Raw genomic sequence first — 15517 nt, 5'->3', positions numbered from 1 at the left:
CCACTCGGGTCAGTCGCTCCGAGCGAACTCGAACCGCGCACCGCCGTCGGCGCTCTCCTCCACCGAGACGACGTACCCGTGCGTCCTCGCTATGTCGGCCACGATCGAGAGGCCGAACCCCGTCCCCTCCGCGCTCGACGTGACGCCGTGGCGAAGCACCTCGTCGCGTCGCGCTCGCGGGATCCCCGGCCCGTCGTCCGCGACGTAGAACCCGTCGTCGTCCGCGCCGCCCACGGTGACCGAGACGTCCCGACCGCCGTGCTCGACGGCGTTCCGGAAGAGGTTCTCGAAGAGTTGGGTCAACCGGCCCGGGTCGCCGGTGACCGTCGGGAGCCCGTCGGCGACCGCGAGCGACGCCGCCGCCGTGTCGACGTACCCCCACGCCTCCGTCGTCACGGCCTGGAGGTCGACCGCCTCTGCGTCCTCGACCGCGGTCTCGCCGCGCGACAGAGCGAGCAGGTCGTCCACGAGGCGCTCGGTCCGATCGAGGGCGGACCCGACGCGCTCGAGGTGGTCCGGGTCGCCCGTCTCCTCGGCGAGATCGAGGAATCCCTGTGCGACCGCGAGCGGGTTTCTGAGGTCGTGCGCGACGACGCTCGCGAACTCGTCGAGGCGCTCGTTCTGCCGGTGTAGTTCCGCTTCACGGCTCGCGCGGGCGAGGGCCGCCTCGACGGTCGCGCCGAGGATCCGGAACAGGTCCGCGTCGGTCTCGGAGAACTCTCGCGGGGCGGTGGAGCCGGTGATCATGAGTCCGTGCTCCCCCAGCGGCACGAGGATCTCGCTCTCGATCGCGGTGTCGGGGTTGTACCGCCCGTCCGCGTTCCGGACGTCGTCGTACACCCGGGCGGTGCCGGACTCGAACGCCTCCCACGCGAGCCCCTCGCCGCTCGCGAATCGCGGCGGCTCCCCGAGCAGGTCGGCCGCCGGGTCCGTCTCCGTGACCGGGACGAGCGCGTCCGCCGCCGCGTCGAACTCCCAGAGCGCGGTGATCTCGAGGTCGAGGACCTCGGCCGCGGCGTCGACGGCGACGGCCGCGATCGCCTCGGTCGACTCGGCGGCGCTGAGCCGCTGGGCCGTGTCCTGGAGCGCTCTGAGTCGCGCCTCCGACCGCTTCTGTTCGGTGATGTCCTCGACGACGGCGAGCGTGCTCGCGACCTCGCCGTCCGAGCCCGGAATCGGCGCGACCGACAGGAGCAGGTCCAACTCCGCTCCGGCCTTCGTCTCGTGTCGGATCTCCGCCGCTCGAACCCGCTCGCCGCGCAGGGCGCGCTGGCAGTGGTCCCCGAGCGCGTTCCGCTCGTCAGCCGTGACGTCCGAGAGCCGCTCGCCGACGACCTCGTCGCATGACCAGCCGAACATGGTCTCGGCCTCTTCGTTCCAGCGGACGACCGTTCCGTCGGCGTCCACCTCCACCACGGAGAGCGGCGTCGCTTCGAACAGCGACTCCAGCCGGCGGTTCGAGGCCTGGAGATCGCGTTCCCGCCCGACCTGGTCGGTCACGTTCCGCGCGATACCGACGATCCGCAGCGTCTCGCCGTCGACGGTCACGGGTGCGAGGCTCGTCTCCCAGAACCGGGCGTCGGCGTCTAAGTCGAGCTCTTCGCGGTACGATATCGGGCCGCCCGCCTCGACGCAGCGGGCGTAGTTGGCCTCGAGTTCGGCCCCCCGCTCGTCGCCGAACACCGCCCGCGGCGTCTTCCCTCGCACGTCCGCGGTCGAGAGCCCGGTCTGGTCCTCGTACCCCGGGCTGAGCCGAGCGAACTCGAACGACGGCTCCTCGCCCGCCGTGTCCACGTCAAGCAGGAATATCGCGTCGCCGGACGTCGCGAGCAGCGCCTCGTACTCCTCCGCGAGCCTCCGGTGGTCGCGCTGCGCCTCTCTCCGCTCCGTGACGTCCTGAAACACGCCTCGGAGGGCGGCCTCGCCGTCGCGAGCGTCCGCGACGTACTCGCCCCACGCCCGGACGTCGCGGACGGCGCCGTCCCTCCGCACGATCCGGAGGTCGAGGTCGTAGGAGCCGCCGCCCTCGACGGCGGCGTCGACCGCCTCGGTGATCGTCGCCCGGTCGTCCGGGTGGTAGAACTCGATGCCGTCGTCGAGGGACGGCTCGTATTCGTCGTCGACGCCGTGGATCCGCCGGACCCCGTCGGACCACGTGAGCTCGTCGCTCGACGGGTAGTACTCCCAGACGCCGATCGCCGCGATATCCTGGACCCGGTCGAACAGGAACTCGTGTCGCTGTAACTGGGCGCGCTCGCGCGCCCGGGAGAGCTCGGCGCCGACGAGCTGCGCCAGCAGCTCGACGAACGTCCGTTCGAGCGCCCCGAACGGCGCGGCCCGCGTCGCGGGGCTGGAGAAGCTGAGCGTACCGAACCGACTGTCGTCGACGTCGAGCGGCGCGCCGATGTACGACTCCAGCCCGAGCGCGCGGTACGCGGGATGCGACCCCTTCCCGCGGTCGTGCGCGTCCGCGAACGCTCGGACCCCGTCCGCCGCGATCACCTCCTCGCAGTACGTCGCGTCGACGTCGAACCGGTCGCCGACGGCGATGTCGGCGTCCGGAGCGTGAACGGCCTCGACCGCGTAGTCCTCGTCGCGGATCCGCGAGGCGATACCGATATCGAGGCCGAGCGCGTCACACCCCACCTCGAGCAGCGATTCGATGCGGGCCGCTGACGAGGGGTCGCTCTCGGCCATAACGCGCTGAATCCGCCGCAAGGCGTCCCGTTCGCGGCGCAGCTGGCGCTTGGTCTCGCTCTGGTCCGTCACGTCCCGTGCGACGACGAGCACCTGCGTCCGCCGGTGTCGTCGGAACGGCGTGAGCCGCACGTCGAACGTGCGCTCCGCCCCCCCGACCGCGGCGTCGAGTTGGAGGTCGGCGTCGTAGAAGCCGCTAACGCCGCCGTCGCTCGTCATCTCGTCGAGCGTCGACTCCACCGCGCGCGAGAACGCTCGGGCGTCGGCCTCGCTGACGCGGTCCCCGACGAGCGCGTTCAACCGCTCTCCCGTGATGTCCGCCGATCGCCGGTCGCCCAGCACTCGGTTCGCGGCGGCGTTGGCGAAGCGGATCTCCCAGTCCTCGTCGATGACCGTCACCACGTCGTGGACGTTCTCCAAGACCGCCTCGTTGCGCTCCAGTTCCACCTCGCGCTCCCGCTCGTCGGTGATCTCTCGGGAGAACACGGTCATCCCGTCCGCGTCGGGAAAGGCGCGCACCTCCACCCAGTACTCGAACGGCTCGCCGAGCCACTGTTCGAAGACCGCCGGGTCGCCGGTCTCCATCGCGGTTCGGTACCGCTCTTCGAGCTCCGTGCCGACGATGGACGGGAACTCCTCCCAGATGGTGTTCCCGACGACCGCCTCGGCGTTCCGACCGACCCGGTCGGCCATCTTCTTGTTCATATACTCCACGCGCCACTCCTCGTCGACCGCGTAGATCGCGTCCGTAGCGCGTTCGAGCGTCCGCTGAAAGCGGTCGGAGAGCCGCTCGGCGGCCGCCTCGGTGCGCGCGGCGTCGACCAGCGTCCGGACCCGGCGCGCGAGGAGATCGAAGCCGTCGTGGGTCCCGTGGATCGGGATGTAGTCCGACACGCCCGCTCGCGTCGCCTCGCTCGCGATCCGCTCGCTCCCGCGGCCGGTGAAGAGGATCGTCGGCAGGGCCGCCCCTTCGTCCGCGATACGCTCTAAGAGGTCGATCCCGGTTCCGTCCGGAAGCGAGTACGAGGTGACGAGGCAGTCGACCGACGACGCCGCGACGCGTTCGAGCGCGGCCTCTGCGCTATCGACTGTCGCGACCTCGAGACCCGACCCGAGCCGTCGGAGCTTCGCCCGCGTGAGCGCGGCGAAGTCGGCGTCGCCGTTCACGTACAGGACGCGAATCGGCTCCGGGCGCTCGTCGCTCGCAGTACTCATTGATATCTCTTGGTGGAGCGGCGATATCAATCATTCCCGCCAGTTCTTAGCCGTGATAAATCCACGAACGCGCACGATCGTCCCAGAGCGGTCGACCGCGGGCGGATTCGACGGCCCGCCGGCGCGAGGGCGACCGAGCGTGGCGGGGAGTGACGTGGCTCCGGGCGGATACCGATCCCGCGTCCATCGGCGACCTCGGCCCGGAGCAGCGACGACAGGCGAAGCGGTTCCCGTTGTGGACCGCCCTCACGGTCGTCGTGGGGTACGTTCTGATCGTCGTGTTCTGACCGACCGCGACGGGACGGTCCGACGCGCGCCCGACCCCGACGGAAGCGGCCCGACCGTCGGCCGGGGAGACCGAGTGTCTGGCGCTCTCCGGGGCCATCGCGCCCGAATCGGAGCCGTATTCGGCCGAGGATTTACCCGTCAGCAGCCGGTACGGTATTACGTAACATGTGCCACGGACATCGTTCGCGAGAGTGGTCGCGAGAGAAGACCGACGAATCGACCGACGAGCCGGCGGAGGAACCGTCGCTGTCCGAGCCGGAGGAGGCGACGGACGTGGAGATCCTCACCGACGGCGGCGACGAGTGAGCGCGGGCGCCGGCGAGTGAGCGCGGGCGCCGGCGAGCGCCCGTCGCGCCGACTGCGTTTTCGACGGGGTGGCGAGCGTCCGCACCCCCACCGTGAGGAACGCTTAGGGGCGGGCCGGCCCACGGATCCGGTATGAAGTCACGCCCCGACCTGAGCGGACGGACCGCCCTCGTGACCGGCAGCGCGAAGCGCGTCGGCCGCGAACTACTGCTGTCGATCGCCGACTGCGGCGCCGACGTCGTCGTGCACTACAACGAGAGCGAGGCGGCGGCGACCGCCACCGCCGAGGAGGTCCGCGACCGCGGCGGGACCGCGATCACCGCGCAGGGCGATATCACCGACCCCGACGCCGTCGACGCGCTCTTCGACGCGGTCGAGGCCGAGCTCGGCGCGGTCGACGTGCTCGTGAACAACGTCGGCGACTTCGACGCGCGCCACTGGAGCGAGATCGACTGGGAGTCGTGGCGGAACGTGGTCGAGACGACGTTCTACGGCACCGTGCTCTGCTCGCGCCGCGCCCTGCCCGCCATGCGGGAGCAGGGGTGGGGACGGATCGTGAACATCGGGTTCGCCGACAGCGACCGGATGCACGCCCACCCGGTCAACTTCCCCTACTTCGTCGCGAAGACGGGCGTCCTGATGTTCACCCGGATGCTGGCGGCGGACACGAGCGACGACGGGATCACGGTCAACGCCGTCTCGCCGTTCGCCGTCTCGAACACCGAGGCCGGCGTCGAGGACTTCCCCCGCGGCCGCCCGGCCGACTTCGCGGACGTGGCGGCGCCGCTCCGGTTCTTCCTCAGCGACGCCGCGTCGTACGTCAGCGGCGAGAACGTGGCCGTCGACGGCGGGCGGCTGCCGGAGTTCGACGGGTAGGCGCGGACCCGGGTCCTCGCACCGTCGCGTCTCCTCCCGCGGTCGCCACGTCGCCCCCGGTCAGCCCGTCCGTGCCCGCGTCAGTCGCCGCCACCGACGAGGGCGCCGACGCGGCCGGCGAGCCGGGCCGCGAGCCCCTCGAAGTGCGCGCTCGCGAAGGCGGCGACGAGCACCGCGCCGACCGTGTTGAACGCGAGGTCGTTCACGATGTCGGTCGTCCCGTACTGGGCCAACACCGCTTCGCCGCCGGTGACCGCCGCGAGGCCGCCGCTCGCGAACTCCAGGACCTCCCACGCGACGCCGACCGCGAGGACGAACAGGACGACGAAGGTGGCTCGGAACTCGCGCGTGAACGCGACGGCGTCGGAGTGCCGCTCGACGCTCCGAGCGAGGGCGTAGCCGGCGCCCGCGACGAGCCCCGCCGAGAACGTGTGCGCGAGGCTGTCGTACCAGCCGAAGGCCCCGTACAGCGCCAGCGCGCCGACGGCGTGGAGCGTCGACGCCCCGGCGATCCACGCGACGAGGCGCGCGTCCATCGCGTAGCCGTACTGCCGCCGGAGCAGCGCGGGCACGAGCGTGATACCCAGCGGGACGGCGCTGTTCACGAGCAGCGTCGCGTCGCCGCGGGCGACCGCGATCGCCGCGATCCCGAGGAGGACCGCCTGCAGTGCCCCGACGAGACGCGCGCCGCTCCCGGCGTCGCCACCGACGGCGCGGTCGGCGTCGGCGGCGTCGGCGTCCGGTCGGAGCCGCTCGATCCGGCCGGAGACGTGACAGTACACGTCGAACAGGACGCCCGCCCCGACGCCGACGGCGGTCGCGACGATCAGGTCCCACATCAGCTCGTCCGCGGTCCCGACGAAGCTCGTCCCCGCGACCGCGTCCAGGACCCACGACCCGACCGCCCACGCGCCGGCGGCGGCCATCGTCGCGACGACGACGAAGACCGCGGCGAACCGCGGGGTCATCGACAGCGAGGTGAACGCGTCGAGGACGACGGCGACAAGGAGCCCGAGCGCCGCGGCCGCGACGAACGGCGTCGCGCCCGGGAGCGCCCCCGCCGCGCGGACGGCCACGGGGACGGCGGCGGCCGCGAGCAGCTCCGCCGGGACGGTGACCGCCGGGTCACGCGTCGCGACCGGGACGACGACGGCGACGAGCGCGAGCAGCGCGGTGAACGCGGCCCAGTCGGGCTCGCCGACGAGCAGGAATCGACCGACTGCGGCGACGAGACCGGCGGTGACGGCCCACGCTGCGACCGCGTCGGCGCGGTCCGGCGCGAGCGCGGAGCGAAGCCTTGTCATGCCGCCCGGTACCGCTCCGCGACTGAAATACTGGGGGGGTCGCGGTCGCTTGAGGCCGGTGTCGCCTGAGGTCGGGGGCGTCTCGAACGGTAGTCGCCTCGGACCGGACGTCGCTCGGATCGGGCGCTCGGTGGACGGCGCTCAGTGAGCGGTTCTCGGCACGCGAAAGGCTTTGAGCTCGCGGCGCGAGGGACGGTTATGAGCAGATCCCTGCCGCTCGCGGTCGGCTTCCTGGCCGGCGTCGGCGTCTTCCTGTGGCTCGCGGGCGCGGTGCTCGAAGCGCAGTTCGGCCCCGCGGCGATACTGGCCGCGTACGGCGCGGTCGCCCTCGGCGTCGCGTGTACCGCGTACGTAACGGTCCGTCGCGTCGAGCGGCTGCTGGGGTCGGGCTCGGGGGACGCGCCCGCGACGGCGGGCGCGTCGGGCTCGGAGCGGGGCGAGGGGGTGACCGTCGAGCTGGCGGCGCTCGACGTGGAACGGGAGGTGGACCAGCTGAAGGCGGAGCGGTCGCGACCGGACGACGGCGAGCGACCGTGACGCGGTCGCGAGGGAATCGGGATTCCGTGCCGCACGGTCGCGCGTGCCGGGCGACGCGCCGGGGGCATCGGGCGCGGGGACGACCGCGGAGGCGGCCGCCGGTCGGCGCGAGGCGGCGGAGTCGGTGCGCGCGGCCCTCGGGAAAGAGACGCATCGTCGACGCGCTCGGCCGGGCGGTCGCTCAATAGCCGTTTATACCCCTCAGTAGTCGGGTTTTTGCCGGGGGCCGCCGAGCCTCCGACCATGCCAACAGACGGGGGTCGCTCACGGTGACGCGGATCGGGGCGCTGGGTGCGCGGCTCGGGGTCGACTCGCGGGCCAGCGGCGCGTGGGCGCTGTACGACTGGGCGAACTCGGCGTTCGCGACGACTGTCGTCGCGGCGGTGTTTCCGGTTTACTACGAGTCGGTGATCGGTGCCGGGCTGTCCGGGAACCTCGCGTCAGTGTACTTCGGCTACACGACCGCGGTCGGGCTAGCGCTCGTGGCGCTGGCCTCACCGGTACTCGGAACACTCGCTGACCGGTACCGCGCGAAGAAGCGGTTCCTCGCCGGGTTCGTCGCCCTCGGCGTCGTCTCGACCGCGGGACTGTTCCTCGCCGGTGAAGGCGCGGTGCTGTACGCCTCCGCGCTGTTCGTCCTCGCGAACATGGGATTCGTCGGCGCGAACGTCTTCTACGACTCGCTGCTCTCGCACGTCGCGTCGGACGCGGACAAGCTGTCGACGGCCGGCTTCGCGGTCGGGTACCTCGGCGGGGGCATCCTCCTCGTGGGCAACCTCGCGTGGATCCTCTCGCCGGCGACGTTCGGGTTCGCGGACGCGGACGTCGCCACCCGCGCGGCGCTCCTCTCGGTCGCCGTCTGGTGGGCGGTGTTCTCCCTGCCGCTCTTCGCCTACGTCGACGAACCCCCGGCGGACACGACGGACGGCGCGACCGCCCCTGAGTCGGAGCGCTCGTCGCCAGTGGTCACGGCCGTCCGTCGGCTCCGGACCACGGCCGCCGACATGCGAGAGTACCCCGACCTCCTCCTGTTCCTCGGAGCGTTCCTGCTGTACGCCGACGGCATCGGAACGATCATCCGGATGGCGAGCATCTACGGCTCCGAGATCGGGATCGGACGAACCGGAATCGTGGGCGCGCTGGTGTTGGTTCAGTTCCTCGGCGTTCCGTTCGCGTTCCTGTTCGGCTCGCTTCCCGGACGGCGGATCGGCCTCGCGGCGGGCGGGATCGCACTCACGACGAAGCGGGCGATCTACCTCGGACTGGCCGTGTACGTCGGCATCTCTGTCGGCGGGTTTTTCATGACAAAGACGTGGCATTTCTGGGCGCTCGCCGTCGCGGTCGCGACGGTTCAAGGCGGCACGCAAGCGCTGTCGCGGTCGCTTTACGCCGCGCTGTCGCCGCCGGACAAGTCGGCCGAGTTCTTCAGTTTCTTCTCGATCTCGTCGAAGCTCGCGGGGGTCGTCGGACCGGCACTGTTCGCGTTCGTCGGACAACTCACCGGGTCGAGCCGGTACAGCATCGTTTCGCTGCTCGTGTTCTTCCTGGGCGGGGCCGCGTTGCTGTCGCGCGTGGACGTCGACGCGGGCCGGCGAGCGGTCCGGGACGGTCCCGCACCGGCGACCGCCGATCCCGACGCGGGGTCTCGACCGGCGGAGGGCGGTTCGTGACCCGGACCCCGCTCCGAGTCGCGTCCTACAACGTCAGGTACGCGGGCCTCGACGCGGGGCGGCTGGACTGGAGCGTACGGCGCGACGGCGTCGCGTCGCTGGTGCGCGACATCGATCCGGACGTGCTCGCGGTACAGGAAGTCTGGATGGACCAGTTGCCGGACCTCCGCGATCGTCTTCCCGGCTACGACTGGGTCGCGTTCCCGGACCGCAACGGCGAGCACACGCCGATCGCCGTCCGGAGGCGTCGCGTCTCGGTCGCCTCGGCCGGCGCGTTCGGGCTCGCCCCGGGCGGGGACCGCGAGGTCACGGCGTGGGACGCCGCCATCCCTCGGACCGTCACGCACGCGACGCTCAGGGACCGGCGGGCGCCGGCACCCCCCGACGCCGACGGCCGGACAGTCGCGGTGTTCTCGGTCCATCTCGACCACGCGGGCGAGCGAGCCCGGCTGGAGGGCGCCCGGCTGGTCCGGGACCGCGTTCCCGACGGTCCCGTCGTCGTCGCCGGCGACCTCAACTGTCAGACCGGATCCCCGCCGTACGAAGCCCTCACGGCGGACCTGACGGACGCCCGGCTCGCGGCGCACGAGCGCGACGGGCCCGACCGCACGTACGTCGGCTTCGACGCGGACGACGGCGTCAGCGGCGACCCGGCTGCGAGACGGATCGACCACGTCCTCGTCCGCGGCTGCGCCGTCGAACGCTACCGAGTGGTTCCGCACGACGCCGACGCGCCCGCGTCGGACCACTTCCCGGTCGTCGCCGATGTGGTCCCATGAGTCGACGAGCCGCACCGGGCGGCCTCTCAAGTGTCGGTCGCCAGCCGGTCGAGCCCGGCGAGCCCGCCGGCGAGGAGGACGAGCAGCAGCACCGCGGCCAACAGGATCGTCGAGACCACGCTCACGAGCGGGTCGAGGCTCTGGCGGAGCGAGTTCCACGCCTGCACCGGCACGGTCCGCGTGTCGGGGCCGGAGAGGAAAAGCGCCATCACGAACTCCTGCAGGCTGACGATGAACGCGACGAGGGCGGCGACGGCCAGCCCGGCGCGGACCTCGGGGACGACGACGGTCCGGAACGCCGTGAGCCGCGACGCGCCGAGGTCCAGCGCCGCCTCGTGGAGCGCCCAGTCGAAGCGCGCGAACGCGGACTGCATCACCGAGAAGGTGAGCGGCGTCGCCCACAGCGAGTGGGCCAACACGAGCGCGAGGTAGCTCTGCTGGAGGCCGAACGCGCTGAAAAAGGTCAACAGCGTCACGGCGATGACGACTCCCGGGACGAGCAGCGGCAGCAGCGCGAGCCCGACGAGCGCGCCGCGGAACCGGCCGTCGTACCCGCGGAGCCCGAGCGCGGCCGTCGTCCCGACCCCCATCGAGAGGGCGCTCGTCCCGGCCGCGACGACGAGGCTGTTGGCGAGCGAGCGCAGCCACGTCGGCGAGGCGAGCAGTTCGCCGAACCACCGCAGCGACGGCTCCGTCGGCGGGAAGACGACCGCGCTCGACGCGTCGAACGCCGTCGCGACGACGATGACGAGCGGCGACACGAGCAGGCCGAAGAGGGCCGCGACCGCGCCTCGGGCGAGCCAGCCCCGGACCGCGCGGACGCTAGCCAAGGAGCTCACCCCCGTCGTCGAGGCGCCACAGCCCGACGAGCAGCGCCGTCAGCACCACCGCCACGGTGATCACCGCGAGCGCGGCGGCGGCCGGCCAGTCGAACTCGGTCAGGAGGAGCTGCGAGACGAGGATCGCCGTCGTCTGCTCGCTCCCGGACCCGACGAGCAACGGTGCGGGGTACGCGCCCACGGACCAGGTGAAGCTGATGATGCCCGCCACGGCGATCCCCGGCCGGGCGTGCGGCAGCACGACCTCCCGGAACACGGCCGGCCGGTCCGCGCCGAGGTCGCGGGCGGCCTCGACGAGGCTGTCGTCGAGCGTCGTCAGCACGGCGTAGACGGTGAGGATCGCGTACGGCACGACGATGTACAGCTGCGCGATGACCGCGCCGGCGAGGTTGTCGACGAGCAGGAGCGGCTCCGCGAGCGGGCCGACGCCGGTGAGGACGTCGTTGAGGACCCCCCGGGGCGAGAAGACGAGCACGACCGCGAACAGCTTCACCACGATGGTGGTGAAAAGGGAGCAGACCGCGCCGGCGAGGAGGAGCGTCCGCCAGGGCCCGGCGGCGCGCCAGACGGCGTAGGCGTAGGTCACGCCGACGGCGACCGCGAGGGCGGTCACGAGGACGGCGAACCCGAGCGTGAAGGCGAATATTTCGTGGACCAGCGGCGTCTCGGCGACGTACTCGTACCCCGCGAGCGACCACGATCCCTCCGCGAAGGCGCCGCCCGACGTGCGCTCGGCGAAGCTCAGCCGGAGCAGGTAGCCCATCGGAACGAGGAAGACGAGCCCGTCGAGCAGGAGGAGCGGGACGAGGAGCGCCAGGGTCCGCCACCGCGCGGACAGCTCGACGGCCGGCAGCGCCGCCCGCGCGTCGCTCACCGACATCTATCCCCCGTCCCGTCGAAGTAGAGCGCGTCCTCGGGCCGGAAGCGCACGACCACCGCGTCGCCCGCGTCGACGGCGGGCGCCTCCGCGACCGACGGCTCGACGAACAGCGTCGTCTCGCCGGCCGACAGCCGGATCCGGACGTCCGCGCCCCGGTAGACCGTCTCCTCGACGCGCGCTGGCACCGCGACCGCTGACTCGCCGCCGTCGCTGACGGTCGCGTCCGGCGTCCGCTCGGCGGGAGCGACGGACAGCGAGAGCCGCTCCGGCCGCAGCGAGGCGACGACCGCGTCGCCGGCCCCCAGCGACGGGCCCTCGACCGCGGCCTCGAACCCGACGCCCATCGGCGTCTCCAGGCGGGGCCGCGGCCCCGGCTCCGCGGCGGTGCACGCGACGAAGTTCGTCGTCCCGAGGAACGACTCGACGAAGCGGTCCGCCGGGTCGTCGTACACCGCTTCCGGGGTGTCGTGCTGGACGAGCCGCCCCGACTCCATGACCCCGAGCCGGTCGCCGAGCGTGAACGCCTCGTCCTGGTCGTGGGTGACGTAGAGCATGGTCGTGCCGACGCGGTCGTGGATCTCGTTGAGCTCGAGCTGCATGGTCTCGCGGAGCCGCCGGTCGAGGTTCGACAGCGGCTCGTCGAGCAACAGGAGGTCGGGGTCGACGACGAGCGACCGGGCCAGCGCCACCCGCTGTTTCTGTCCCCCGCTGAGCTGCTCGGGGTACGCGTCTCCGTACCCCTCCATCTCGACGAGTTCGAGCATCTCCCGGGCCCGCGCCTCGCGCTCGGCGGCCCCGACGCCGTCCATCTTCAGGCCGAAGGCGACGTTCTCCGCGACCGTCTGGCGCGGAAACAGCGCCCAGTCCTGGAACACCAGCGAGCAGTCGCGCTCGTTGGGCGGCGCCTCTGTCACGTCGACGCCGCCGATCCGCACCCGGCCCGCCGCGGGCGTCTCGAAGCCGGAGATCGCGCGGAGGACCGTCGACTTGCCGGACCCGGACGGGCCGAGCAGACAGCAGAGCTCGCCCTCCGCGACCGCGAGCGACACGTCGTCGACCGCCGTCAAGTCCCCGTACTCGACGGTGAGGCCGTCCAGTTCGAGCATCTCAGTTGTCCTGGACGAACGCGCGGAAGCGGTCGCTCATGTCGCCGGAGAACTCGGCGACGCCGGCGAAGTTCTGGAACGCGATCTGGTCGAGGTCGTCGTTCGCGATCGGGAGCGCGTCGGCGGTCGTCGAGGGGTGCGTCGTCTCCTCGTGGGAGAACCCGAGGTTGAACTCGGCGGCGTACGCGCTCTGGACCTCGGGGTCGAGCATGAAGTCGATGAACTCGGTCGCCATCGCCTCGTCGGACGCGCCCCGGACGATCTGGTAGTAGTCGATGTACCCCGTCGTCGGGTCGGGCACGGTGACCCCGATCGGGTACTCGTCCGTGTCCCGCGCCTTGCGCAGGCCGTACGCGAAGAAGTAGTGGCCCACGTCGGCGAGGCCCTCGCCGAGCGCCGTCCAGAGCTGTTGGGTGCCCTGGTAGAACGTCGACACCGGCAGGCCCTCGACGGTGTCGAAGAGGGCGTCCATGTACTGGGGATCGTACACCTCGTCGGCCATCGGCTCGTCGTCCCTGAGCAGCGCCGCCATCATGAACAGCTTCAGCCAGAAGTCGCTGGGGAGCGCGACGTTCTCGGCGGCGTCGGACTGAAGGTCGCTCCAGGACTCCGGCGTCCACGCGGCGCTGTTCTCATTGTAGACGTACGCGTGGGCCCCGTACGCGACCGGGACGCCGGACTCGGCCATCTGGTACTGGCGCAGGTTGGACTTGATGCCGCCGGCGTTCGAGAGGTCGTCGTAGTCGACGGGGACCCACAGGTCGTCCTGCTGGCCGCGGTAGTTCGTCCGCCCGACGCCGACCGTCACGTCGAACGGCGGGTCGTCCGCGGGGGACTGGCGGATCTTCGAGAGGATCCCCTGCCAGTTCCCGCTCAGTTCGAGGGTGTTGCCCGTCCGCTCCTCGTACATCGGCTTGATGACCTCGCGGAACACCGTCTCGTTCGTGCCGCTCCAGACCGAGACGCGGAGGGTGTCGGTCCCGCTCGCGGTGCCACCCATACAGCCGGCCAGCGCCGTCACCGCCGCGCCGCCGGCCGCCGTCAGATACGTTCGTCGACTGGCTCCGACGGCGTCGCCTGCGGGCTGATCTGCCATTACCGATCCCTATGCCCGGACGACCAAAAACGGTCGGTCGAACGGGTCAGACGGCGGTCGCGCTCCGCGTCGGACTGGCCGGCCGACGCGCCGAGACGGGTGCGGTCGACGCACCTACGGTCGCCCGGTCGGCGCCGATGGAACCGTTCAAGTCGCTCGGCTCGCACGATGTGATCGTCTCGCGCGTTCCGGGCGCCCGACGGTGACCGAACCGATGGTCGGATCCCCCCAGGCGGTGCGTCGCTGACCCATGCGGCGAGCGCTGCGGTTCCTCGTCGGGGTCGCCGCGGGTGCCGCGATCCTGGCGGGGTACCTGTACACCGTCGGGATCGAGACCGTCCTCGACCGGGCGCTCGCGGTGACGCCGCTGATCCTCGCCGTCGTCGCGCTGCTCGTCGTCTTGGAGGGGATCGCGGACGCCATCGGCGTCTGGGCGTCGATCGCCCCGCTCGGGGACGGGATCTCCGCCGGCGAGAGCGTTCGGTTCGCGCTCGCCGGCGACTTCTTCGACACGCTCAGCCCGGCCGGACCGGTCAGCTCGGAGCCGATCATGGCCCGGTTCTTCAGCGTCGCCACCGACACGGGGTACGCCGAGGCGCTCGGCGTCCGCTCGACGGCGAAGTACGTCAAGTCGGGGACGCAGGCGGCGTTCTCGGCCCTCGTCGGGCTGGCCGTCCTGCTCGACGCCCCGGACGCGGCGCCGATCCTGACGACGTTCGGCGTCGCCGTCGGGGGGCTGGCGCTGTTCGGCGCCGCGGTGCTCTCGACCCGCGACCGGCTCTCCGACGGGATCGTCGCGCTGCTCGCGCCGGTGATCACTCGCGTGTCGGCGCTGTACCGCGACCCGCCGCACGACAGGGCGTTCGTCGAGGCCGGCGTCGCGCGCTACTGGGAGCGCATCGTCGACTTCCGACGGACTCCGGGGCTGATCGGGCTCATCGCGCTCGGCGGACTGGTAGAGCAGGCGCTCACCGCGGCCGCGCTGTGGGTCGCGCTGTCCGGGCTCGGCGTCGAGAGCGCGTTCCTGCCGATCCTCGTCCTCGTGCCGCTCCCGCAGATCGCGAGCGTCGTCCCGATCCCGGGCAGCCTCGGCGCCTACGACCTGCTCCTCGGCGGGGCGTTGACCGTGGTCGCGGGCGTTCCCGGCGCGGCCGCGACGGCCGCGGTCCTCGTTGTTCGGACGCTCGCGCTCCCGTTCAGCGGGATCGCGGGCGGGCTCTGCGTCGCGTCCCTCCGCGGCTGGCGCCCGACCGGGTGACCCGCGTCCAGCCCCGTCGCTCCGATCTCGTCCGCGGACGACCATCCCGGCGCGTGCGTCCGCCGTCGTCGCCGACGGTCGCCGTCTCCGGCCGCCGTTTCGGTCCGATCACGCTAATTGGGAACATATTGAGACGAGACCCGGCGACGCGGGCGCCGAACCGACCGACGACGACGCTCCGCACGCGTTTAGGCAGTACTAAAAATTGATATGTATCGATAAGTAGCACTCGGTAAACCGCCAGAGAAACCGTTTCGGGGCCTGTATATTCAAATTTTAGGGTGTCCTAAAACTAAAGATTTATGATACGTTGGGGACAATGTCCGTTCGCAATGAGCGCAGAGGGACTCGAACGGCAGACGCGAAGCTTCCTGAGCAACGAAGTGCCACAGATCCAGCAGCACGGCGGCAACTTCGAGATCCGGCACGTCGACGAGGAGGCGGGGACGGCGACCGTCGCCATCGGCGGCGCCTGCTCCGGGTGCGGCATCGCCCCGATGACGATGCGGGCCATCGAGCGCCGCCTCCCCGAGAGCGTCGACGGGCTCGAGGACGTGGAGGTCGTCCGGGCCGGCGGGCCGCGCGCCGCGGTCATGCCGTCGAAGACGGACGAGATGGACGAGATGGACGAGTACGAAGACTACAGCCCGCCGTTCTGAGCGGCCG

Annotated in this window: 14 protein-coding genes; 8 read left to right on the top strand and 6 right to left on the bottom strand. The window is 71.7% G+C overall.

Going from position 1 to position 15517, the window contains the following annotated elements:
* Positions 1 to 9: 9 nt before the first annotated feature.
* A complete protein-coding gene (locus tag AMR74_RS06715) occupies positions 10 to 3912 on the bottom strand; it encodes a PAS domain-containing protein (protein ID WP_053771287.1) in 3903 nt (1300 codons plus the stop codon).
* A 149-nt stretch (positions 3913 to 4061) separates the two neighbouring features.
* Here AMR74_RS06715 and AMR74_RS19050 point away from each other — a divergent pair, with 149 nt between their 5' ends.
* From AMR74_RS19050 to AMR74_RS06710, 3 genes are all read left to right on the top strand, one after another.
* A complete protein-coding gene (locus AMR74_RS19050) occupies positions 4062 to 4199 on the top strand; it encodes a hypothetical protein (protein ID WP_158293559.1) in 138 nt (45 codons plus the stop codon).
* 166 nt (positions 4200 to 4365) lie between these two features.
* Positions 4366 to 4506: a hypothetical protein gene (locus AMR74_RS19045; protein ID WP_167551896.1), complete on the top strand. Its 141-nt coding sequence runs from the start codon at positions 4366 to 4368 to the stop codon at positions 4504 to 4506.
* A 132-nt stretch (positions 4507 to 4638) separates the two neighbouring features.
* A complete protein-coding gene (locus AMR74_RS06710; RefSeq protein ID WP_053771286.1) occupies positions 4639 to 5382 on the top strand; it encodes an SDR family NAD(P)-dependent oxidoreductase in 744 nt (247 codons plus the stop codon).
* A gap of 80 nt (positions 5383 to 5462) precedes the next feature.
* Here the strand turns inward: AMR74_RS06710 and AMR74_RS06705 are convergent, their stop codons facing one another.
* Positions 5463 to 6686: a hypothetical protein gene (locus AMR74_RS06705; protein ID WP_053771285.1), complete on the bottom strand. Its 1224-nt coding sequence runs from the start codon at positions 6684 to 6686 to the stop codon at positions 5463 to 5465.
* A gap of 198 nt (positions 6687 to 6884) precedes the next feature.
* On the opposite strand from AMR74_RS06705, the gene AMR74_RS06700 reads away from it, so the two are divergent.
* The 3 genes from AMR74_RS06700 (at position 6885) to AMR74_RS06690 (ending at position 9672) form a co-directional block, all read left to right on the top strand.
* On the top strand, positions 6885 to 7223 hold the full coding sequence (locus AMR74_RS06700) for a hypothetical protein (protein ID WP_053771284.1): 339 nt from the start codon (positions 6885 to 6887) through the stop codon (positions 7221 to 7223).
* Positions 7224 to 7492: 269 nt separating this feature from the next.
* Positions 7493 to 8893: an MFS transporter gene (locus AMR74_RS06695; RefSeq protein ID WP_077152266.1), complete on the top strand. Its 1401-nt coding sequence runs from the start codon at positions 7493 to 7495 to the stop codon at positions 8891 to 8893.
* Positions 8890 to 9672: an endonuclease/exonuclease/phosphatase family protein gene (locus AMR74_RS06690; RefSeq protein ID WP_053771283.1), complete on the top strand. Its 783-nt coding sequence runs from the start codon at positions 8890 to 8892 to the stop codon at positions 9670 to 9672. The genes AMR74_RS06695 and AMR74_RS06690 overlap by 4 nt, the downstream gene beginning before the upstream one ends.
* A gap of 26 nt (positions 9673 to 9698) precedes the next feature.
* Here the strand turns inward: AMR74_RS06690 and AMR74_RS06685 are convergent, their stop codons facing one another.
* Genes AMR74_RS06685 through AMR74_RS06670 form a run of 4 tightly spaced genes read right to left on the bottom strand, consistent with a single transcriptional unit; the run spans position 9699 to position 13593 of the window.
* Complete coding sequence (locus AMR74_RS06685) at positions 9699 to 10502, bottom strand: ABC transporter permease (protein ID WP_053771498.1); 804 nt, start codon at positions 10500 to 10502, stop codon at positions 9699 to 9701.
* A complete protein-coding gene (locus tag AMR74_RS06680; RefSeq protein ID WP_121599439.1) occupies positions 10495 to 11385 on the bottom strand; it encodes an ABC transporter permease in 891 nt (296 codons plus the stop codon). The genes AMR74_RS06685 and AMR74_RS06680 overlap by 8 nt, the downstream gene beginning before the upstream one ends.
* Positions 11382 to 12497, bottom strand: coding sequence for an ABC transporter ATP-binding protein (locus AMR74_RS06675; protein ID WP_053771281.1), 1116 nt, complete (start codon positions 12495 to 12497; stop codon positions 11382 to 11384). The genes AMR74_RS06680 and AMR74_RS06675 overlap by 4 nt, the downstream gene beginning before the upstream one ends.
* A gap of 1 nt (position 12498) precedes the next feature.
* Positions 12499 to 13593, bottom strand: coding sequence for an extracellular solute-binding protein (locus AMR74_RS06670; RefSeq protein WP_053771280.1), 1095 nt, complete (start codon positions 13591 to 13593; stop codon positions 12499 to 12501).
* Between the two features lie 250 nt (positions 13594 to 13843).
* On the opposite strand from AMR74_RS06670, the gene AMR74_RS06665 reads away from it, so the two are divergent.
* Positions 13844 to 14851, top strand: a complete 1008-nt coding sequence (locus tag AMR74_RS06665) for a lysylphosphatidylglycerol synthase domain-containing protein (protein WP_053771279.1) — start codon at positions 13844 to 13846, stop codon at positions 14849 to 14851.
* A 332-nt stretch (positions 14852 to 15183) separates the two neighbouring features.
* Entirely contained in the window at positions 15184 to 15510 is a 327-nt protein-coding gene (locus AMR74_RS06660) for a NifU family protein (RefSeq protein ID WP_053771278.1), read from the top strand.
* The last annotated feature ends 7 nt before the right edge of the window (positions 15511 to 15517 follow it).

It is taken from the genome of Halorubrum tropicale (assembly GCF_001280455.1).
Classification (GTDB): domain Archaea; phylum Halobacteriota; class Halobacteria; order Halobacteriales; family Haloferacaceae; genus Halorubrum; species Halorubrum tropicale.
This window is presented reverse-complemented; position numbering and strand designations above follow the sequence as displayed.

Excerpts from the sequence above, each read along its gene's own strand:
- AMR74_RS06715 (WP_053771287.1), bottom strand. The coding sequence starts at position 3,912 with ATGAGTACTGCGAGCGACGAGCGCCCGGAGCCGATTCGCGTCCTGTAC.
- AMR74_RS19045 (WP_167551896.1), top strand. The coding sequence starts at position 4,366 with ATGTGCCACGGACATCGTTCGCGAGAGTGGTCGCGAGAGAAGACCGAC.
- AMR74_RS06710 (WP_053771286.1), top strand. The coding sequence starts at position 4,639 with ATGAAGTCACGCCCCGACCTGAGCGGACGGACCGCCCTCGTGACCGGC.
- AMR74_RS06705 (WP_053771285.1), bottom strand. The coding sequence starts at position 6,686 with ATGACAAGGCTTCGCTCCGCGCTCGCGCCGGACCGCGCCGACGCGGTC.
- AMR74_RS06700 (WP_053771284.1), top strand. The coding sequence starts at position 6,885 with ATGAGCAGATCCCTGCCGCTCGCGGTCGGCTTCCTGGCCGGCGTCGGC.
- AMR74_RS06675 (WP_053771281.1), bottom strand. The coding sequence starts at position 12,497 with ATGCTCGAACTGGACGGCCTCACCGTCGAGTACGGGGACTTGACGGCG.
- AMR74_RS06670 (WP_053771280.1), bottom strand. The coding sequence starts at position 13,593 with ATGGCAGATCAGCCCGCAGGCGACGCCGTCGGAGCCAGTCGACGAACG.
- AMR74_RS06665 (WP_053771279.1), top strand. The coding sequence starts at position 13,844 with ATGCGGCGAGCGCTGCGGTTCCTCGTCGGGGTCGCCGCGGGTGCCGCG.
- AMR74_RS06660 (WP_053771278.1), top strand. The coding sequence starts at position 15,184 with ATGAGCGCAGAGGGACTCGAACGGCAGACGCGAAGCTTCCTGAGCAAC.